General features: G+C 62.1%; 14 protein-coding genes and 2 tRNA genes. 11 read left to right on the top strand and 5 right to left on the bottom strand.

What is annotated here, in order from left to right:
- Positions 1–55 precede the first annotated feature (55 nt).
- The 6 genes from tig to KQH53_05490 all read left to right on the top strand — a co-directional run bounded on the left by tig (position 56) and on the right by KQH53_05490 (position 6,201).
- Positions 56–1,414 carry a trigger factor gene (gene tig / locus KQH53_05515; GenBank protein ID MCB2226117.1) on the top strand — a complete coding sequence of 453 codons (1,359 nt, stop codon included), beginning with the start codon at positions 56–58 and terminating at the stop codon, positions 1,412–1,414.
- 25 nt (positions 1,415–1,439) lie between these two features.
- Entirely contained in the window at positions 1,440–2,036 is a 597-nt protein-coding gene (gene clpP, locus KQH53_05510; protein ID MCB2226116.1) for an ATP-dependent Clp endopeptidase proteolytic subunit ClpP, read from the top strand.
- 42 nt (positions 2,037–2,078) lie between these two features.
- On the top strand, positions 2,079–3,332 hold the full coding sequence (gene clpX, locus KQH53_05505; GenBank protein MCB2226115.1) for an ATP-dependent Clp protease ATP-binding subunit ClpX: 1,254 nt from the start codon (positions 2,079–2,081) through the stop codon (positions 3,330–3,332).
- Between the two features lie 149 nt (positions 3,333–3,481).
- Positions 3,482–5,878: an endopeptidase La gene (gene lon / locus KQH53_05500; protein ID MCB2226114.1), complete on the top strand. Its 2,397-nt coding sequence runs from the start codon at positions 3,482–3,484 to the stop codon at positions 5,876–5,878.
- A gap of 97 nt (positions 5,879–5,975) precedes the next feature.
- Positions 5,976–6,051, top strand: a tRNA-Val gene (locus KQH53_05495).
- Between the two features lie 72 nt (positions 6,052–6,123).
- Positions 6,124–6,201, top strand: a tRNA-Asp gene (locus tag KQH53_05490).
- A 56-nt stretch (positions 6,202–6,257) separates the two neighbouring features.
- On the opposite strand, the gene KQH53_05485 is transcribed toward KQH53_05490, so the two are convergent.
- Positions 6,258–7,844: an amidase gene (locus tag KQH53_05485; protein ID MCB2226113.1), complete on the bottom strand. Its 1,587-nt coding sequence runs from the start codon at positions 7,842–7,844 to the stop codon at positions 6,258–6,260.
- A gap of 101 nt (positions 7,845–7,945) precedes the next feature.
- Entirely contained in the window at positions 7,946–9,001 is a 1,056-nt protein-coding gene (locus tag KQH53_05480) for a LuxR C-terminal-related transcriptional regulator (GenBank protein MCB2226112.1), read from the bottom strand.
- A gap of 340 nt (positions 9,002–9,341) precedes the next feature.
- On the opposite strand from KQH53_05480, the gene KQH53_05475 reads away from it, so the two are divergent.
- Positions 9,342–9,509 (top strand): hypothetical protein, encoded by a 168-nt coding sequence (locus KQH53_05475; GenBank protein MCB2226111.1) that lies wholly within the window; start codon positions 9,342–9,344, stop codon positions 9,507–9,509.
- Between the two features lie 133 nt (positions 9,510–9,642).
- Here KQH53_05475 and KQH53_05470 read toward each other — a convergent pair whose 3' ends face one another.
- The 3 genes from KQH53_05470 to KQH53_05460 all read right to left on the bottom strand — a co-directional run bounded on the left by KQH53_05470 (position 9,643) and on the right by KQH53_05460 (position 15,659).
- Positions 9,643–10,833 carry a hypothetical protein gene (locus tag KQH53_05470; GenBank protein MCB2226110.1) on the bottom strand — a complete coding sequence of 397 codons (1,191 nt, stop codon included), beginning with the start codon at positions 10,831–10,833 and terminating at the stop codon, positions 9,643–9,645.
- A 402-nt stretch (positions 10,834–11,235) separates the two neighbouring features.
- Positions 11,236–12,243: an L-histidine N(alpha)-methyltransferase gene (gene egtD / locus KQH53_05465; GenBank protein ID MCB2226109.1), complete on the bottom strand. Its 1,008-nt coding sequence runs from the start codon at positions 12,241–12,243 to the stop codon at positions 11,236–11,238.
- 20 nt (positions 12,244–12,263) lie between these two features.
- Positions 12,264–15,659, bottom strand: coding sequence for an aminotransferase class V-fold PLP-dependent enzyme (locus KQH53_05460; GenBank protein MCB2226108.1), 3,396 nt, complete (start codon positions 15,657–15,659; stop codon positions 12,264–12,266).
- A gap of 492 nt (positions 15,660–16,151) precedes the next feature.
- On the opposite strand from KQH53_05460, the gene KQH53_05455 reads away from it, so the two are divergent.
- The 4 genes from KQH53_05455 (at position 16,152) to KQH53_05440 (ending at position 20,185) form a co-directional block, all read left to right on the top strand.
- Positions 16,152–18,125 carry a hypothetical protein gene (locus KQH53_05455; GenBank protein ID MCB2226107.1) on the top strand — a complete coding sequence of 658 codons (1,974 nt, stop codon included), beginning with the start codon at positions 16,152–16,154 and terminating at the stop codon, positions 18,123–18,125.
- Positions 18,106–18,654 (top strand): hypothetical protein, encoded by a 549-nt coding sequence (locus KQH53_05450; protein MCB2226106.1) that lies wholly within the window; start codon positions 18,106–18,108, stop codon positions 18,652–18,654. The genes KQH53_05455 and KQH53_05450 overlap by 20 nt, the downstream gene beginning before the upstream one ends.
- A gap of 38 nt (positions 18,655–18,692) precedes the next feature.
- On the top strand, positions 18,693–19,844 hold the full coding sequence (locus KQH53_05445; protein MCB2226105.1) for a (Fe-S)-binding protein: 1,152 nt from the start codon (positions 18,693–18,695) through the stop codon (positions 19,842–19,844).
- A 125-nt stretch (positions 19,845–19,969) separates the two neighbouring features.
- Entirely contained in the window at positions 19,970–20,185 is a 216-nt protein-coding gene (locus KQH53_05440; protein MCB2226104.1) for an FAD-dependent oxidoreductase, read from the top strand.
- Positions 20,186–20,272 lie beyond the last annotated feature (87 nt).

Below are 20,272 nucleotides of genomic sequence, written 5' to 3'. Positions count from 1 at the left end.
TCAGGCTTGTTAACCCTTTTTAGGACAACCCTTCCGAGGGCAAGGAATACCGGACATGAAGGTCAACGTTGAAGAGCTGAGCCAGGTGCGGCGCCAGGTAACTGTGGAGCTGCCGGCCGGCGACGTGGATAAGACCCTGAACAAAGTTTTTAACCAGATTAAAAACCGCGCCAAGCTCAAGGGCTTCCGCCCCGGCAAGGCCCCCCGCGCGGTTCTGGAGCGCTACTACGGAGCAGAGGCGGCCAACGAGGCGGTGCAGGAGCTTCTGGGCGGCACCTACCATGAGGCCATCCAGGAGTCCGGCCTGGAGCCCTTGGCCCAGCCCGAGTTCGATTTCGACCCCCCCGAGGCGGGCAAGGACTTTACCTACAAGCTGCTGTTCGACGTACGCCCCGAGTTCGAGCTGAGCAAGGAGGCCTACCAGGGCTTCGACCTCAAGGAGCCCAAGCTTGAGGTAACCGAGGAGGAGATGAACCAGCGCCTGGAGCAGCTGCAAGAGCGCCAGGCGGTGCTGGTGCCCCTGGAGGAGGAACGTCCGGCCGAGATCGGCGACGTGGTGGTGATCGACTACCAGGCCTTCATCGGCGACGAGCCCCTGGAAGGCGGCACGGCCGAGAACGTGGACGTGGACCTGGGCGGCGGCCAGAGCCAGCAGGAGATCGAAGTGGCCCTGGTCAAGGCCAAGGTGGGCGACGAGGCCACGGCCACGGTGCACTACGAGGACGACCATCCCAACAAGCAGATGGCCGGCCAGGACGTGCGCTTCGTGATGCAGGTAAAGGGCCTCAAGAAGAAGGTCAAGCCCGAGCTGGACGACGACTTCGCCCGCTCCCTGGGCGGCGAGTTCGACAGCCTCCAGGCCCTCAAGGACCGCATCTCCGCCGACATGGAGGAGATGTACGCCGAGCAGCGCAACCAGGAGCTGCGCAAGCAGATCCTGGACAAGGTGCGCGAGCTGGCCGAGTTCGAGGTGCCCCAGTCGCTGGTGGCAGAGGAGACCGAGGCCATGGTGTCGGACTTCAAGCAGCGCCTGCGTCAGTCGGGCATGGACCCGGACATGGCGGGCCTGGACGACGCCAAGCTGGGCGAGGATTTCAAGGAGCAGGCCGAGAAAAAGGTCAAGGCAGGCATCATCCTGGGCAAGATCACCGCCCTGGAGGAGATCGAAAGCGGGCAGGAAGACATCGATGCGGAGTTCGAAAAGATGAGCTCGCGCACCGGTCAGCCGGCCCAGGCCCTCAAGGATATCTACAATAAAAACAATGCCATGCCTTCGTTGACCGCACGCATCCTCGAGGAAAAGACGTTGCAGGCCATCAAGGCCGGTGCTACTATTGAATCAGTTGATCCCGCCGAATTGGCTGCCAAATCCGGCGAGGAAAGCGCCCAGCCGGCCGACGGCGAAGCAAGCTGATTCCAGCGAACGAAACGAGGCCCTGATGCCCTTGATTCCTTTTGTCATCGAGCAGACCGGACGCGGCGAACGCTCCTATGATATCTATTCCCGGTTGCTCAAGGACCGCATCATCATTCTGGGCGAGCCCATCGACGACCACGTGGCCAACGTGCTCATCGCCCAGTTTTTGTTTCTGGAGGCCGAGGACCCCACCAAGGACATCAGCCTCTACATAAACTCTCCCGGCGGCCAGGTGACCGCGGGCATGGCCATCTACGACACCATGCAATACATCAAGAGCAAGGTGGCCACCCTGTGCCTGGGCCAGGCCAGCAGCATGGCCGCCATCCTCTTGGCCGCCGGCGAGCCGGGCATGCGCTTTTCCCTGCCCCACTCGCGCATCCTGATCCACCAGCCCATGGGCGGTTTCCAAGGCCAGGCTTCGGACATCGATATCCACGCCAAGGAAATCCTTCGCATGCGCGAAGAGCTCAATCTGATCCTGGCCCAGCACACCGGCCAGAGCGTCAAGAAAGTCACCGCCGACACCGAGCGCGACTTCTTCATGAGCGGCGCCGAAGCCAAGGATTACGGCATCGTGGACAAGGTTATCACCCACCGCGACGCTACCGAGACCTAGACGCCCCACAAGGCTCGCTAAGGCGGACGGAGGCTTCTTCATATGACCAAGAAAACTGACGGCAAGGGTTCGGATCTGGTCTGTTCCTTCTGCGGCAAGAGCCAGGATGAGGTCAAGAAGCTCATCGCCGGCCCTTCGGTATACATCTGCGATGAATGCATCGAGCTGTGCAACGAGATCATCGAGGAGGAGTACCAGAAGGAAGAATCCGCCAGCCGGATCGCCATTCCCAAGCCCGTGGAAATCAAGGCGATAATGGACGAGTACGTGGTTGAGCAGGAGCGGGCCAAGAAGATCTTGTCCGTGGCCGTGCACAACCACTACAAGCGCATCGACGCCAAGATGGAAATGGGCGGGGTGGAGCTGCAGAAGTCCAACATTCTGCTGGTCGGCCCCACCGGCTGCGGCAAAACCCTGTTGGCCCAGACCCTGGCCAAGATCCTCAACGTGCCCTTCACCATCGCCGACGCCACCACCCTGACCGAGGCCGGCTACGTGGGCGAGGATGTGGAAAACATCATCCTCAACCTCTTGCAGGCCGCGGACTACGACGTGGAGCGGGCGCAGCGGGGCATCGTCTACATCGACGAGATCGACAAGATCGCCCGCAAGAGCGAGAACCCCTCCATCACCCGCGACGTGTCGGGCGAGGGCGTGCAGCAGGCTCTCTTGAAGATCATCGAAGGCACCCAGGCTTCGGTGCCCCCCAAGGGCGGCCGCAAGCACCCGCAGCAGGAGTTCGTGAAGGTGGACACCACCAACATCCTGTTCATCTGCGGCGGCGCCTTCGTGGGCCTGGATAAGGTGATCAACAACCGCCTGGGCGCCAAGATGATGGGCTTCACCGCGGACGTGCAGCAGCAGTCCAAGGAAGTGCCTCTGGGCGAGGTCTTGGTGAGCTGCCGCCCCGAGGACCTCATCCGCTTCGGGCTCATCCCCGAGTTCGTGGGCCGGCTGCCCGTGGTGGCCACCCTGGAGGAGCTGAGCGAGGAAGCCCTCATCCGCATCCTCACCGAGCCCAAGAACGCCCTGGTCAAGCAGTACCACAAGCTCTTCGAGCTGGAGGGCGTGGAGCTGAAGTTCACCGACGAGGCCCTGCTGGCCGTGGCCAAGGAGGCCTTGGCCCGCAAGAGCGGCGCCCGCGGACTGCGCTCCATCCTGGAGTCGGCCATGCTCGACATCATGTACGAGCTGCCCTCCTCGAAGGACGTCACCGAGTGCGTGGTGGGCGAAGAGGTGATCACGGAGAACCAGCAGCCATTGCTGCTCTACTCCGACCAGGCCGAGTACGCCTAGAGGCGCGGCCGGCCCCGGCCGCCCCAGAAGGACGGCGTTTAAAATTCATGCAATCGACCCCAACAGTGCTTATCCTCTATTTTGTAGATAGAGGATAGGCACTTTTGCTCTAAATCCAGGATTAAACTCCTGACCGGAGTCTTGTAAATATGCGCGCACCTTTGATGCCCCTGAGAGACGTCGTGGTCTTCCCCTCCATGGTCGCCCCCCTGTTCGTGGGCCGCGACCGTTCCGTGGCCGCCCTGGAATACGCCATGGAGCACGGCAAGACCATCTTCATGGCCACCCAGCGCGAGGCCAAGGTGGACGACCCCCGCGAGGGCGACATCTACCAGGTGGGCACCCTGTCCACGGTCTTGCAGCTCCTGCGCCTGCCCGACGGCACGGTGAAAGCCCTTATCGAGGGGCGCGAGCGCGCCCGCATCGTCAGCTACGAGACCAACCCGGACTTCTTCATGGTGGAGCTGGAGGTGCTCGACGAGCGCTACCCGGCCGACCTTGAGTCCGAGGCCCTGATCCGCTCGGTGGTGGCTTCTTTCGAGCAGTACGCCAAGTTCAACAAGAAGATCCCCAAGGAAGTGCTGCTCTCCGTGGCCGCGATCACCGACCCCGGCGCCCTGTCCGACACGGTGGTGAGCCATCTGCCCATCAAGCTGGAGGACCGCCAGCAGCTTCTGGAGCTGCTGGAGCCCAACCGCCGCCTGAGCCGTTTGTTCGAGCTGTTGCGCAGCGAGATCGAGATTTTGCAGATCGAGCGGCGCATCAAGGGCCGGGTCAAGCGCCAAATGGAAAAGACCCAGCGCGAGTACTACCTCAACGAGCAGATGCGCGCCATTCAGAAGGAGATGGGCGAGAAGGACGACCTCAAGAGCGAGGCCAAGGACCTTGAGGAAAAGCTCAAGAACAAGCGCATGCCCCGCGAGGCTCGCCAAAAGGTCGAGGCCGAGATCAAGAAGCTCAAGATGATGTCGCCCATGAGCGCCGAGGCCACGGTGGTGCGCAACTACGTGGACTGGCTCATGGCCATCCCCTGGTACGAGCGCACCCGGGACATGCTGGACCTGAACGAGGCCCGCAAGATCCTGGACGAGGACCACTACGGCCTGGACAAGCCTAAGGAGCGCATCCTGGAGTTCTTGGCCGTGCAGGCGCTCACCAAGAAGATCAAGGGCCCCATCCTGTGCTTCGTGGGCCCTCCCGGCGTGGGCAAGACCTCCCTGGCCCGCTCCATCGCCCGGGCCATGGGGCGCAACTTTATCCGCGTCTCCCTGGGCGGCGTGCGCGACGAGGCCGAGATTCGCGGCCACCGGCGCACCTACATCGGCGCCCTGCCCGGCAAGATCATCCAGTCCATGCGCCGGGCCGGCAGCGTCAACCCGGTGTTCTGCCTGGACGAGGTGGACAAGATGTCCACCGACTTCCGGGGCGACCCCAGCGCCGCGCTCTTGGAGGTCCTGGACCCGGAGCAGAACTTCGCGTTCAACGACCATTACCTGGACACGGACTACAACCTGTCCGAAGTAATGTTCATCACCACGGCCAACACCCTCTACTCCATCCCGGCCCCCTTGCAGGACCGCATGGAGATCATCCGCCTGCCCGGGTACACCGAGCTGGAGAAGCTGGGCATCGCCACCCAGTTCCTTCTGCCCAAGCAGGCCAAGGCCAACGGCCTGGCGCACGAGCAGGTGCAGCTCAGCGACAACGCCATCCTGGAGATCGCGCGGCGCTACACCCGCGAGTCAGGGGTGCGCAACCTGGAGCGCGAGATCGCCAGCGTGTGCCGCAAGGTGGCCAAGCGCCTGGTGAGCGAGAACGACACCAAGGGACAGGTGCGGGTGCCGGTGAGCGCGGTGGAGAGCTATCTGGGCGTGCCCAAGTTCCGCTACGGCCTGACCGAGGAAAAGGACCACGTGGGCCTGGCCAACGGCCTGGCCTGGACCGAGGTGGGCGGCGAGATGCTCACCATCGAGGCCATCGTCTTGCCCGGCAAGGGCAAGGTGACCATCACCGGCAAGCTGGGCGAGGTCATGCAGGAGTCGGCCCAGGCGGCGCTTAGCTACGTGCGCTCCCGGGGCAAGTCCCTGGGCCTGCCGGGCGACTTCTACACCAAGGTGGATTTGCACATCCACGTGCCCGAGGGCGCCATTCCCAAGGACGGCCCCTCTGCCGGCATCACCCTGGCCACGGCCCTGGTGAGCGCCCTGACCCGCATGCCGGTCAAGGCCAGCGTGGCCATGACCGGGGAGATCACCCTGCGCGGGCGGGTGCTGCCCATCGGCGGCCTGAGGGAGAAGGTTTTGGCCGCGCACCGCGCCCAGATCACCCAGGTGCTGATCCCCAAGGACAACGAGAAGGATATCAAGGAAATACCGGCGAAGGTCCTCAAGACGGTGGAGCTGATCCCGGTGGAGCACATGGACGAGGTCCTCACCTACGCCCTGGCCTGCGACGACCCGGAGGCCATCTTCCAGTGCAAGCCGGAGCCCTATGTGCTGCCTCCGGAGTCCGAGGCTGACAAATCCTCGGATATGGTGGCTCATTAGTCACTTAACCGCTTGACAGTTAGCCTGTCGCTTGATAAATAAGAGTCCCCTTGAATGGGGTGCGGGGCCGGGCGCAAGGCGCGCGGCCCCGGGACTTGGGCGGGTAGCTCAGTTGGGAGAGCATCGGCCTTACAAGCCGGGGGTCACAGGTTCGAGTCCTGTTCCGCCTACCACCATTACCCCTGACGAGGGCGATGGCGGTGGGCCCGAGCCCAGAGCCTACGGCTTATAAAATAGATCTACGCGGGGGCGTAGCTCAGTTTGGTTAGAGCGCCGGCCTGTCACGCCGGAGGCCGCCGGTTCGAGCCCGGTCGTCCCCGCCACGCAAAAGATAAAAGGACCAGCCGCAAGGCTGGTCCTTTTTTGTCTGGCAAGCGTATCAGCCCTTTAATCGGGGCGGCTTGCGCGGCCCCGCCGCCTGCTCGAAGCCGTAACCCAGGCTCAGAAGACTCATCTCCTCCCAAGGCCGGGCAATGATTTGCAGGCCGATGGGCAATCCGTTCCCCGAGAAACCGGCCGGCACTGTAATCGCCGGGAAACCGGCCACGCTGATGGGGTCGCAGTTGCGGATGAAGGTGAGGAAGGTGTTGACCTTCTTGCCGTTGAGCGTGGTGTCCACGTCCTCGCCGATCTTGGCGGCCGGCAAGGGAGTGGTGGGGGTGAGCAGTCCGTCAAGCCCGTCCAGGGCCTGGGCCATGCCGGCGATGATGAGCCCGCGCTCCTTGCGTAGGGATCGGGAGTAGACCCATCCGGGCACCGGCTTGCTCTTGGGGGTGCCCTTCTGGCTGCCCAGCACGCCCTTGACGTCAGGGCCCATCTGGTCCAGGTACTTGTCAATGCTCGCCTTGGGGTCAAAGGCGCGCAAATAGTCCTCCATGAGGTAGACCGCCTCCGAGAGCACGATGTTGAACCCGGCCGAGGTGACCAGGTCCATGTGCTTGACCTCCACCTCCTTGACCTGCCCCCCCTGCTTCTCCACCAGCTTGATGGCCTGGTCTATCACCTTGGCGGTGTCCGGGCTGATATTGTCGAAGAAGTAATTTTTGGGCAGGCCGAACTTCTTGCCCTTGAGGCCGGTTTTGGCAAAGGCGGAATAATTGGGGATTTTGGCGGGGCCCCGGCCGCTTTCCGGGTCGCGGGCGTCTTTGCCGGCGATGGCCTCCAAGACGATAGCCGCATCGCTGACCGACCTGGTAATAGGCCCGATGCAGTCGCGGGTGAAGGACAAGTACATCATGCCGCCGCGGCCCACCAGGCCCAGGGTCGGCTTAAGACCGACCACTCCGCAAAGGGCCGAAGGTATCCTCACCGAGCCGCCGGTATCGGTTCCCAGGGCAGCGGCGCAGAGGTCGGCCGCCACAGCCGCGGCCGAGCCGCCGCTGGAGCCCCCGGGGATGCGGGTCTGGTCATAAGGGTTGCGGCAGGGGCCGTAGTGAGGGTTGTTGGTGGTGATGCCGAAGGCGAACTCGTGCATGTTGGTCTTGCCCAGGATGATGGCGCCGGCCTGTTGCAGGCGGGCCACGGCATAGGCGTCCTGGGGCGGCCGCCACTGGGCTAAAATCTTGGAGCCGCCGGTGGTGACTATCTCCATGGTGTCTAGGTTGTCCTTCACGGCAACCGGGATGCCGTGCAGCGGGCCGGCGAATTTGTGGTGGGCGGCCATGGCGTCCAGCTTTTTGGCCCGGGCCAGCGCCTGCTGGCCGGCCAAGGTTATATAGCAGTTCAGGCCCTTTTTGCCGCCGTATTTGGCGATGCGCTCCAGGTAGATCTCCACCAACTTGCTCGCAGTCAGCTTGCCCTGACGGATCTTTTCTTCGAGCAGGTACACCGGCAAGCCGGCGGTTGCTCCGGCTTGGCCGGACGCGAACACCGTTGCCCCCATGGCCGGCAACAAGGCGGCGCCTGCCCCGGCGGCCAGGGACATCTTCACGAATTGCCTTCTGGACATCTCTTCATTATTGGACATGACTGCTCCTTTGGACCGGCATTGGTTGCGGGTGGCTTTCCGAGAAGCAGTCGAACACGGAGAGAAGGGACAATGGTATCCCCAGGATTGGGGAGGTGGGCCTAATCCAGGGTGATGTCCACCAGATCGTGCATCATGGTGTGCAGCAATTCGGTGCGGTTGGTAACTTCCAGCTTATGAAAAATGCTCTTGATGTGAGCGCGCACCGTGTTGAAGGTAATCGAGAGTATTCCCGCGACCTCCTTGTCGGCCAGGCCCTTTACCAACAACATGGCTATCTGCGACTCGCGCTGAGACAAGCCGAACCGGGAGCGCAGCCAAGCGGCGTGCAACCTCGGTTGAGCGGCGCGTTGCACATGAACCACCAGGTGCCGCTTTTCATCACCGCTCGGTTCGGGACGGAACACCGAAATCTGGAAAGGCCCCCAGCCGTCTTCCGGCAGCTTCCCCCCAGCGGCCCGCGACACCTGGGACATCAATTGGGAAAACTGACGCTCCGGCATCTGCTTTTCCAACCTCATGCTGGCTTGGTTGCGGAAAAACAGGCTCAATTCCCGGTCAAAGACGAAACAGGGGATCGGGGAGTTCTCCCAATAATGGCGCGTCGTGGATTCCGCCCCTTTTTGCAAGGCCAGGCGGACCCTCGCGTTGCGCAAGGCGTTCTTGAAGTGAGGCTTGACCAGGTTCAGCAGTTGAACGTCTCGTCCATCAAACTCCGGCTGACGTTTGTTGCGCCAGATACGAAGGTCGCCGATATTCAGGTTTCCATCGTAGGCGTACAGGTTGATCCCATGGTGCAAGCCGTCTCTGGCAAGAAAATCGTTGAAGAACTCCGTCCGCTCCAGGTCTCCCTGGGGCATTACGCGGTGTACCGGAGTGGCGCTCCGTTGTTTCTGCAATGCTGGCGTGATGGGATCGCGGAACTGAAAGTATTCGTCGTAGCGCGCCAGGTTTTTGGGATCCATGTTGATGCTGACGCCCTGCTCAAAAACTTTTTTGGCTGGCTCCCAAACGTATGAGGCCAGATAGTCGGCCCTGAGAAGCCGTAAAAGCTCCTCCCCCGCCGAAAGCCTGACTTCTATTTGGCTCAGGCTGCCGGATAACTTTTCCGATATCTTCAGAAGCAGATTCGCATCATTTGCGGTGAGGTCGATCATGGAACCCAGCCACATGCAAGCCTGGTAGATATTAAGGGCAGCAGAATCCCTGGGTGGCCGTAGACCATTAATGCCCTATGACTCGCCATGTTATCTCAAATGGCTTGTTGAAAACAAACCCCATGCCTTTTTGACGGCATGCGGGTGACTAAATACGCCATGCATTCAGGCCGCCGGTTCGAGCCCGGTCGTCCCCGCCAAGCAAAAGATAAAAGTACCAGCCGCAAGGCTGGTCCTTTTTTGTCTCGGTTCGGGAGGGCAAAGAAGCGATTTCCTTCTTGAAGCGGCCCGTGATAAAATTTCTAGCTAACATAGCAATTTTTGGTTGGAGGCCTGCCCCATGCCCCGCCTAGCCCAACTTGCCTTAGACGACACCGGCGTCAGCGCGCTGGAATACGCCCTTATCCTGTCGTTCCTGGCCGGAGGGATCGCCTTCGCCTCTTTCCTGTTCGGCGATTCGGTCAGCAATGTTTTTCAGGCCAAGGCCGACCTGATCAACAGTTACTGATTCGATCTGGGCCGTCGCCACGCCATGGGCGGCGGCTCGGAACTGGGTCGTCCCGCCAGGCATGAAGATAAATGGACCAGCCGCAAGTTGGTCCTTCTACTTTAAGAACCAATATTAAAAGACATTTGATCTTCTAGGCTGTAAAGACCTGTTCCTCGTTCTTAAATGCTGTTATCTCACCATCTTCAGACACTTTAATGCCCAGCCCTAACGTGCTTCCCTTTTTGGCGGCCGCTCTACGGCCTCCACCGTCGCTACCAGAAGGAACGCTAATTATTGCCCCAACCGCGAGGACATCTCCATCATGGGTCAATATTGTTGCACCATCTAATGCGAGAAGCTCCTGTCGCAATCGTCGATCTAATTTTTGGAATTTTTTATTCGTCATCGTTTTAATTGTCTTTGTTTTAATAGATTGATTTGTTCCATCTAGACGATCCGAACTAGATATCAACTCATTTGCATCATCAACGGAACCGGACCTAACAATGATTATGCATCCACCTGTTCGTGCGAAGGAAGTATCGATACAACTTTCGTACACAGCCTCACGTAGTTCCCTCTTTTGAGGCGGCTGCATTTGTCTGATATACATTTCGTGGGAATAATAGCGCCATTCTCCACGCCTTTTTGCAAATATTAGTTTCTTTCCCTTAAAAACCAATTGTTCACCGAGCCTATTCAGTACGAAAGCGACCTTATTGCCTTCGGACCACCCTGCAACAGGGCTAAGTCTATAAGGCGCAAATCGCAAATTGTCTTCACTCACGGATAATTGTCTGGCACCTCCCACACTTCCCCCAGGCGAAGACAACAGGAGTGTATCGAACCCATTGCTCAACACCGCCGAAAAATCGTGTTCAAAAAGTTCTGCCAGTAAAACATCACGTTCAGTACATCCTGGATCGATACCCACTAAAGACGAGATGGCCCCTCCTTCATATGTCCTCGCAGCCCATTTTTCAAATTGACGCAAAACGATCTTGGTTGCCTCCATTCCCCCCAGATGCCGAGCAATTGCTCTCGCAGGAAGAAATGATAACAACTCTTGCCGATAACCCTGCGCCGTAGCCCCATAAATATTAAATAACTCTTCTGTAAAATCCTTTGCTATTTGGAGTTCTTCTGGAGGAAACCCTGGAGTCCGGTTAATCACAATCCTTTCTGTATCACCATCGCTTGCTTTGATACCAATTCTGCTAGGGTCTAGTGCAGCAACACGGCTACAATATGGTTGGCAAGGTTCGAGGGCAGGAAGGACCTGGGCAGACAACAGGGGGGCTAGGTACGTTTCCGCTGCCAAACGTAATTCGTCGATGGTCAATTATCATCCCCTATTATGGTTGATAAATTCACTTCAAAGTATACGAGGTTCCATAAAAACTCAATCCCTAATTCCGCAACAAATAATGGATTATTCGTTGTGAACCAAATAAATCCATCCTGCTAATAATAAATTAGTATAAAGGCTCTGAACTGCTACCATTGCCCACTAAATCCACACGATTGAGCGCCTTTAAAAATTAATTACCTATTATGCAACTCAATCTGCCTTTCACTTCAAAGCCAGTATTATGCAATCATGTAGCCCCAGCCACACAAAAGACAAAAGGACCAGCCGCAAGCTGGTCCTTCTTTTTATGCCAAGCGCCCATCCCCTCCCGACCTGGGCAACTTGCACAAGGCAAACACCTTCGCAACGCCTAGCTGATGCGAAGGCCGCCCCCTACCCCGCCAAGGCCAGCTCCACCAGGGAGAACCAGCCCCGCTCGTCGCTGAACCAGCGGGTGAGGCGGAACCCGGCCTGCTCCAGCATGGCGCGGGCGCTCTCGGGGGCGAACTTGCGGGCGATCTCCACGTGGATCGTCTCGCCGGGCTCGAAGCCCACTTCCATGCCCAGGTCGCCCACCCGGCAGCTCAGCTCTCGCCGCGCCCGGAGGTGCATCTCCATGCATTCGCGTTGGGGGTTGAAAAAAGCGTGGTGCTCGAAGTGCTCCAGAGGGAAGTCCGCGCCCAGCTCGCGGTTGAGGTGGGCCAGGATATTCTTGATGAAGCGGCTGGTCACCCCGGCCGCGTCGTTGTAAGCCGCCTCCAGCACCTCCACCGGCTTGACCATGTCCAGGCCCAGGAGAAAGCGGTCCTCCGGGCCCATGGCCGCGGCCACGCCCCTGAGCAGGGCCAGGCCGTCCGCCTCGTTGAAGTTGCCCAGGGTGCTGCCCAAAAACAGCACCAGCTTGCGGCCCGGCGGCAACGCGGCCAAATGGCGGGTGTAGTCGCCCACGATGCCCATGACCTCCAGGCCGGGATATAGCTCCAGGAGCTCGCGGGCCGCCTCCTCCAGGGCGCTCTGGCTGATGTCAAAGGGCACGTAGCGCAGATGCCCTCCGGCTCGCGGCGCGTGGCCGTCCAGGAGCAGGCGTATCTTCTGGTTGGAGCCCGAGCCCATCTCCACCAGGTCGCCCCCGCGCCAGGCGAAGAAATCCATGATCTCCCCGGCGTGGCGCTCCAAGAGGGCCATCTCGGTGCGGGTGGGGTAATACTCCGGGGTGCGGCAGATTTGGTCGAAGAGCTCGGAACCGCGCTGGTCGTAGAGGTATTTACAGTGCAGCCACTTGTCGGCCGCGCTCAGCCCCTCCCCCACCAGGCGCCGCATCTCCTCGCGGTGGTCCAGGTCCAAATAGTCGTGAATCTCCAGCCGCTCTTGTTCGGCCTTGATGCAGGCTTTCAGGCGCATATCCGCCGCTCCCCGCTGCCTTACCGGCAGGGCACGAAGCGCACCAGGTTCTCGCTCTCGGCGATCACCTGCCGCATTAGTTGCAAGGTTCGCTCGATCTCATCGGCCGTGTTCTCGCGGCCCAGGGAAAAACGCAAGGCGCAGTGCGCCTCCTCGTCGCTCAGGCCCATGGCCAACAGCGCGTGCGAGGGCTCCGGGCTGCCCGCCCGGCAGGCCGAGCCCGAAGACAAGGCCACGCCCTTCTGATCCAGGGCCAGCACCAAGGACTCGCCCCGGATGCCGGGCAGGGACACGCTCAGGGTGTTGGGCAAACGTCCCTCTCGCGGGCCATTGAGCCGCGCGTCCGGCACCAGCTCCCGGATGCCCGACCACAGCCGGTCGCGCAGCGCGGCCACCTGGCCGCCCATTTTGCCCAGGCTGCGCGCGGCCAGCTCGGCCGCCGCGCCCAGGCCCACGACGGATGCGGTGTTCTCGGTGCCCGCCCTCCGGCCGCCCTCCTGGCCGCCGCCATGCACCAGGGGGGCCAGCTCCAATCCCTGCCGCGCGTAGAGCGCGCCCACTCCCTTGGGCCCGTGCAGCTTGTGGCCGGACAGGCTCAGGAAGTCCACGCCCAGCTCACCCACGTTCAGCGGAATCTTGCCCACCGCCTGCACCGCGTCCGTGTGGAACAAGGCCCCGGCCCCATGGGCCAGGGCGGCCAGCTCCGCGATGGGCTGCAAGCCGCCGGTCTCGTTGTTGGCCAGCATGATGCTCACCAGGGCGGTGGGCTTCTCCATGGCTTCGACCAGGTCATCCGGCCGCACCAGACCCTCGCGGTCCACGGGCAGAATCACCACGTCCCAGCCCAGATCGGCCAGCCACGAGAAGACCCTCAGCACCGAGGGGTGCTCCACGCTGGAGGTGATGAAGCGCTGGTCCCGGTTGGCCGGGTCTAGGGCCACGCCCTTGATCACCTGGTTGTTGGCCTCGCTGCCCCCGGAGGTGAAAGTCAGGCGGCGGGCGGTGGTCCCCAGCAGGGAGGCCAGCTTGCGCCGCGCCTCGGCCAGGGCCGTGGCCGCCGCGCGCCCCTCGCGGTAGATGGCCGAAGGGTTGCCGAACTCGGCCGCCAAAAATTCGCTCATGGCCGAAGCCACCCCCGGGTCCAGGGGCGTGGTGGCGTTGTGGTCCAGGTAGATGCGCGGCCCCGCCTGGGCAGCGCGCGGCGCAGGCCGCACCTGGGCCGCCGCGCCTTCGCCGGAGTCCACCGCCACGGCCTCGCCCGCGCCCTGCTCTTTGGCCACCTCGCACAAGAGCGCCTTGTAAATGGGGAAGCCGCTGATGGGGTCGTACTTCAGCTCGGTGAGGTCGTTGATGTTGCAGTCCTGCCAGGCCTGGGGGCCTAGCGGCCCTCCCCCGCCCATGTTGGCGTCCACCGCGCCGGGCACGATGTCCTCGGTCACATGCGCCCGCAAACGCACCGCGCCGCGCGGCGAGGAAAGGCGCACCCAGTCGCCGTTGACGATGCCCCGCGCCTCGGCGTCGTGGGTGTTGAGGGTCACGGTGGGCTCGGGGCGGCGTTTTACCAAGCCGGGGATGTGGTGGAATTGGGAGCGGAAGTCAGTGCTCACCCGCGCCCCGGAGTTGAACACCAGGGGGTAGTCCTCGGCCAGGTCGGGGCGCGACACCGGGCTCTCCGAGGGCTCGGTGTACTCGGGCAGCCCGGCATAGCCGTGCTCGGCCAGGATGGTGGAGAACAGCTCGATCTTGCCGGTGGGGGTGTCGAAGCCGGGCTTGCCGTCTGGGCGCAGCAGGCCCTTTTGCCACTTCTTGTACTGCATCATGGCCCCGGGCAGACTCACTTGCCCCCCGGCGGCGCGCACCTGGTCCAAACTGAAGGGCCCGCCCTCCAGGGCACGCTCCAGCACCTCCTGCTCGTTCTGGGGGTAAAGATGGCCGTAGCCCAGGCGCTTGGCGATCTCGCTGAAGATGAAAAAGGCGTTTTTGGCCTCGCCCACCGGGGGCACCACTTGCTCGCGCAAGCGGAAGGTGGGGCCGTAGGTCATGTAGGACTCGATCTCGTACCAGGTGGCCGCGGGCAAGACCAGGTCCGCGTAGGCGGTGTCAGCGTTGTGGAAGATGTCGACGCACACCAGGAAATCCAGGGCGGCCAGGGTGTCCTTCCACACCGAGGCCCTCGGCCAGGAGGTGCACAGCGACGCGCCCAAACTGATCAGGGCCTTGATGGGATAGGGCTCGCCCTCCAACACCGCGCGGGGCAGGCAGTTGGCGTGGGACTCCTCGCGGTACAGGGTGTAGAGCGGGAAGCTCTCGCGGCCCAGGGCCTTTTCCGGGGCCGGGTTGGCCACCAGGTGTTCCCGGTTGATGGGATAGTTGTTCTCCCGCATGGCAAAGCAGCGCCCGCCGGGCACGTCGAGCTGGCCGGCCAGGGCCCACAGGGCCAGGGTGGCCCGGATGGCCTGCACCCCGGAGTCGGAATACTCCAGGCCGGTGTACATCACCGGCGCGGCCCCGGCCGCCCCGGCGATCTCCCGAGCCAGCTCCTTCACCGTGTCAGCGGGCACCCCGGTGATGTTCTCCACCACCTCGGGCCTAAAGTGCTGGGCGTAAGCAGCGAACTGATCGAAGCCGTGGGTCCAGTCGCGGGTCAGCTCCTCGTCGTAGAGTTCCTCGGAAATGAGCACCGCGCACATGCCCAGCGCCAGGGCTCCGTCGGTGCCCGGCCGGATGGGCACCCAGCGCGCGCCCGGCATTTTGGCGGTGAGGGTGCGGCGGGGGTCGATGACCACAAGGCGCGCCCCGCGCTCCACCGCTTGGGCGATGCGGCGATAGTCCATGGGCGGGCTGTCCGTGGCCGGGTTGGCCCCCCACACCACGATCAACTCCGCGTTCTCCAGGTCGCTGAACATGGTGATGTGCATACTCCCCAGGGTCACATGGGGCGCGATCATGGCGTAGGACACATAGCACAAGGCGCCCACGCCCATGGTGTTGGGCGATCCGAAGGGGAACAAAAGCGAGGAGGCCGAGGAGACCGCCACGCCCTTGGGCTGGTACAGGTCGCACATGGCCAGCTCGAAGGAGCCGCGCCCGGTGTACACGCAGGTGGCCTCGGGACCGTGCTCGGCCTTGATGCCTTGCAGGCGCTCGGCAATCGCCGTGAAGGCCTCGTCCCAGGAAATGGGCTCGAAATCGTAGGTGCCCTTGGGGCCCTTGCGGCGCAGGGGAGTCTTCAGGCGCTCGGGGGAATACAGGATCTCGGGCGAGTGGTCGCCCAGGCGGCAGGTGATGCCCAGGGGCGAGGCCGGGTCGGGCTCCACCTTGGCCAGGCGGCCGTCCCCATCGTAGGTGGCGATTATCCAGCACCCGGCCGGGCAGATGCCGCAAAGGGCGCGGCGCTGGTTGGGCTCCAGGCTCATGGGGTCACGGGCTCCCGGCAGGCGGTGTGCAAATCGGGCATGTCATTACTCCGGCGGACGCGTCCCAGGGCCTGGCGGGGACCATGGGGGGTAAGGGGCGAATATTAATGTCTTTTATGGATATTTTTCGTAGCAGCCACGGCGGCGCGCCCGAGCCCTCCCCTAGGGCTCATACTAAAGCCTATGCCCTAGCTGGTCAAATTTCGCCGGGCCATGCCCCCACCAATCACAGGGGGTTTACAGGTGCCCTCTCGAACCTCAACTACGATTTTGTCCCTAATTTCGCTCATCTGGCCGAATTTTTAACATAAAGCCTTGCCGTGGTTTTTATGGTTGACACTCAGTTACATTGTAGCCATATTATAACTACCATTCACCCGCCCCTTAAGATGTGGGGCGGTAGGCTGTCTAAAAAGACTGCATGCAAAGCAGGGACTTGAGGATCGCTCCATAGCCATCCCCGCCGTTTCTTTGCTTTCGAAAGAGGTAAGAATGAGGTACGGAGAGACTGGTTATAACCTGGAGATCGATCTGGCCACCGGCAATATCGAGCGGGTGGAGACCGATCCCAAAGTGTTGGAGACGCACCTTGGCGGCCTGGGCACCAGCGTCAAGATTCACTGGGACCGGGTGCCGCCGGAGACCAAGCCTTTTGACCCCGAAAACCTGCTGATCTTCAGCTCCGGCCTGCTGAACGCCACCCCGGCCTTCAGCGCCAACCGGACCGTGATCAGCTTCGTTTCGCCCCAGTCGGAGCTTCTGGCCTATCCCATGATGGGCGGCTTCTGGTCGGCCGAGCTGAAGCACGCGGGCTACGACAAGGTGGTCTTCAGCAACAAATCGCCGGACTGGGTCTACGTCTGGATCAACAACGACAAGGTTGAGCTCCGCGACGCCACCCACCTGGTGGGCAAGGGCGCCCTGGAGACCCAGGACCTGATCCGCGAGGAGCTGGACGAGCCCCGGGCCCAGGTGGCGGCCATCGGGCCGGCAGGCGAAAACAAGGTCTTCGTGGCCTCCATCGAGCAGTCGCGCTCCAGCTCCAGCCGCCTGGGCGGCGGCGCGGTCATGGGCGACAAGAAGATCAAGGCCGTGGCGGTGCGGGGCACCAAGGACGTGCACATCCACGACGGCGCCAAGTTCATGGAGATCATGGACGAGATCACCGAGTACATCAACTACCGCAACAACAACCCCATCCCCGACGTGATGACCATCCTCTCGGGCATCGGCTCCCCGGCGGAAATGGTGCACACCGACGAGAAGTGGCACACCGAGAACTTCGCCTGGGGCAACGCCCGCGAGCGGCGCAAGGACTTCTGGACCGACGAGATCGACGAGAGCTGGTCCAAGACCCAGACCGACTCCATCGCCCGGCTCATCTCCTGCTACAACTGCCCCCAGCACTGCGGCGCGCTCATCGACTATCCCAACGTGCCCCGCTACATGATGAAGTGCTTCTCCAAGCTCACCTACGCCATGGCCGCCTACGTGGACAACCTGGACTTCGGCTTCCAGATCGCCCAGAAGGCCAGCGAGTACGGGGTAGACGGCTTCTCCACCCCTCAGATCCTGGCCTACGCGGTGGAGCTCAAGGAGGCGGGCATCCTCACCGACGAGGACTTCGAGGGTTGCCCCGAGGACAAGGAGGGCCGCTTCTTCTGGCTGCTGGACCACATGGTGCACCGCAAGGGCAAGGTGGGCGACCTGCTGGCCAACGGCACCTACTGGGCGGGCAAGGCCCTGGGCCCCGAGGCCGAGAAGCTGGCCCACAACAACATCAAGAAGCACGAGCAGCTGCCCATCAAGCTGGGCATGCTCGACCCGCTCTATTTCCTGATGTACGCCACCAACGAGAAGATCAGCATCACCCAGATCGAGGGCAACTGGCCCCAGGCCGCCTTCCCCAAGAAGGAGCAGCGCGAGCGCTTCGTGGAAGACTGGCCTCAGCTGCCCGACGATAACTGGAAGGAGTGGCTCTTGGAGTGGGAGGTCCGCGGCGAGAAGGCGATCCCCTACTACCCCACCCCGGAGATCGCCTCCCAGATCGTGGACTGGATGGAGATGCTGCACAACATCGACGATGCCTTGTGCATCTGCGCGGGCATGGGCTCGTTCTGCCTGAAGCCTCCCTACCACATCCACAACTACCCCAAGCTGATCACCGCGCTCACCGGCCTGGAGCTGGACGAGAAGAGCCTGCAGAAGATCGTCAACCGCAGCCGCAACCTGCACCGGGCCTTCAATAACCTGCGCGGCATGTCCCGCAAGGACGAGTACCCGCCCGAGGATCACTGGAAGCGCCGCTTCCCCGAGCTGGAAGAAGAGCTGCTCAGCACCTACTACAAGTTCAAGGGCTGGAACGACAACGGCGTTCCCACCAAGGAACGGCTGCATGAGCTGGACCTGGACTACGTGGCCGACGAACTGATCAAGAGAGGCTTGCTTGAAGATGGCGAAAATTAAAAAGACCATCAAGACGATCAAGGTCGACGCCGACCGCTGCAACGGTTGCCGCGGCTGCGAGATTATCTGCTCCGCCTACCACGCCGAGCCCAGATACAGCAGCATCAACCCGGCCAAGAGCCGCATCCAGATCCTTACCGACCGCATCAAGGACATCTGGCTGCCGGTGTTCGCCGGGGAGTACACCCCGGCCGAGTGCATGGGCCGCGAGAAATACACCATCGACGGCAAGGAATACGACGAGTGCGCCTTCTGCCGGGCCACCTGTCCCTCCCGCGACCTGTTCAAGGACCCTGACTCGGGGCTGCCGCTCAAGTGCGATATGTGCGAGGGCGCCGACGAGCCTCAGTGCGTCAAGTGGTGCCTCAACGACGTGCTCACCTACGAAGAGCGCGAGATAGAGGTGGACGAGGAGGAAGAGGCTCCCCTGGAGGACATGGAGACCGGGCTCATGTCTTTGGCCGACAAGTTCGGCCTGGACAAGCTGCAAGACGCCGTTGCCCGGATGTCCCAATCGAAAAAAGCCTAGGGCGCCCTTAGCACCCGGCGGAAGGACTGGCACGGACAGTGGAGAATGTAGCCGACTACAAAGAAATTGTAGAGGTAATACGCGATAGCGGCGGCGACCTGTTCAAGCGCTGCTTCCAATGCGGCCTGTGCGACGCGGTGTGCCCCTGGAACCGGGTGCGCGATTTTTCCATGCGCAAGATCGTGCGCCAGGCCACCTTCGGCATGACCGAGATCGAGAGCGAGGATATCTGGCTCTGCACCACCTGCGGCCGCTGCCCCCAGCAGTGCCCCCGCGACGTGAAGCAGATCGAGTCCGGCGTGGCCCTCAGGCGCCTGGCCACCGAGTACGGCGTCTTCCCCACCTCGGTCAAGCCCATCCGGGCCATCAGCGCCAGCCTCATCGGCGAGGGCAACCCGCTCAACGAGTCGCGCAAGGACCGCTCCGCCTGGGCCCAAGGCCAGGGGGTCGGCACCTTCAGCGAGGAGATGGAGTACCTCTACTTCCCGGGCTGCTACCTCAGCTACGACCCGCGCCTTAAGAAAGTGGCCCAGGCCACGGCCAAGGTGCTCAAGGCCGCCGGGGTGGAGTTCGGCATCCTGGGGCCCCAGGAAAACTGCTGCGGCGAGAGCATCCGTAAAACCGGCGACGAGGAGCTGTTCAAGCGCCTGGCCAAGGAAAACATCAAGAACTTCATCGACGCCGGGGTGAAGAAGATCCTGGTCTCCTCGCCCCACTGCTATCACACCTTCAAAAACGAGTACCCCGATTTCGCGGTGAACTTCGAGGTGGTCCACGTGAGCCAGCTCCTGGCCGAGCTGATTGCCGAGGGCCGCCTGGAGTTGAAGAACGAGTTCGCCAAGACGGTGGCCTACCACGATCCCTGCTACCTGGGCCGCCACAATGGGGTGTACGACGAGCCCCGCGGCGTGCTGAGCGCGGTGCCGGGCCTTAGCCTCAAGGAGCTGCCCGACCACCACAAGGCCAGCCTGTGCTGCGGCGGCGGCGGGGGCCGCATCTGGATGGAGACCCCCAAGGGCGAGCGCTTCAGCGACCTGCGCCTCCAGCAGGCCATGGACCAGGAGGCCGAGGTGCTGGCCACGGCCTGCCCTTACTGCATCTCCAACTTCCAGGACAGCATCCTTACCCTGGAGGCCGATGAGGCCATCCAGATCAAGGACATCACCGAGATCGTGGCCGAGGCCCTCTAGGGGGCCGCGCGCGGGGGTGGGGGGGGGAAACCGCCCCGGGCGGACAGAAAGAGCATAAGCGGCCAAATCGGCCGATAAAGCCCCGGGGCGAAGCGCCGGGGATATGGAAAGGGGAACACGAGCCCATGTCGGAAGAGCAGTTGCCGCAAGAGGCTGTTAAACAGCCCGGCGGCGAATTCGGAGACGTGATGGTCGTGGGTGGCGGGATCAGCGGTATCCAAGCCTCCCTGGACCTGGCCACGGCGGGCTACCGAGTATACCTAGTGGAGAAAAACCCAGCCATTGGCGGGCATATGTCGCAGTTGGACAAGACATATCCCACCAATGACTGCTCCATGTGAATACTCTCGCCTAAACTGGTCGAGGTCGGCCGGCATCCAAATATAGAGGTCCTCTCCTACACCGATATCGAAAAGGTGGAAGGAGGG

This window comes from Desulfarculaceae bacterium, assembly GCA_020444545.1.
GTDB lineage: Bacteria > Desulfobacterota > Desulfarculia > Desulfarculales > Desulfarculaceae > Desulfoferula.
The sequence above is the reverse complement of the archived record's forward strand: the minus strand, read 5'-3'. Positions and strand labels throughout refer to the sequence as shown.

Bases quoted from the DNA above. Each gene is read 5' to 3' on its own strand.
- lon (MCB2226114.1), top strand. From the start codon at position 3,482: ATGCGCGCACCTTTGATGCCCCTGAGAGACGTCGTGGTCTTCCCCTCC.
- clpX (MCB2226115.1), top strand. From the start codon at position 2,079: ATGACCAAGAAAACTGACGGCAAGGGTTCGGATCTGGTCTGTTCCTTC.
- KQH53_05485 (MCB2226113.1), bottom strand. From the start codon at position 7,844: ATGTCCAATAATGAAGAGATGTCCAGAAGGCAATTCGTGAAGATGTCC.
- clpP (MCB2226116.1), top strand. From the start codon at position 1,440: ATGCCCTTGATTCCTTTTGTCATCGAGCAGACCGGACGCGGCGAACGC.
- egtD (MCB2226109.1), bottom strand. From the start codon at position 12,243: ATGCGCCTGAAAGCCTGCATCAAGGCCGAACAAGAGCGGCTGGAGATT.
- KQH53_05460 (MCB2226108.1), bottom strand. From the start codon at position 15,659: ATGAGCCTGGAGCCCAACCAGCGCCGCGCCCTTTGCGGCATCTGCCCG.
- KQH53_05475 (MCB2226111.1), top strand. From the start codon at position 9,342: ATGCCCCGCCTAGCCCAACTTGCCTTAGACGACACCGGCGTCAGCGCG.
- KQH53_05455 (MCB2226107.1), top strand. From the start codon at position 16,152: ATGAGGTACGGAGAGACTGGTTATAACCTGGAGATCGATCTGGCCACC.
- tig (MCB2226117.1), top strand. From the start codon at position 56: ATGAAGGTCAACGTTGAAGAGCTGAGCCAGGTGCGGCGCCAGGTAACT.
- KQH53_05480 (MCB2226112.1), bottom strand. From the start codon at position 9,001: ATGATCGACCTCACCGCAAATGATGCGAATCTGCTTCTGAAGATATCG.
- KQH53_05440 (MCB2226104.1), top strand. From the start codon at position 19,970: ATGTCGGAAGAGCAGTTGCCGCAAGAGGCTGTTAAACAGCCCGGCGGC.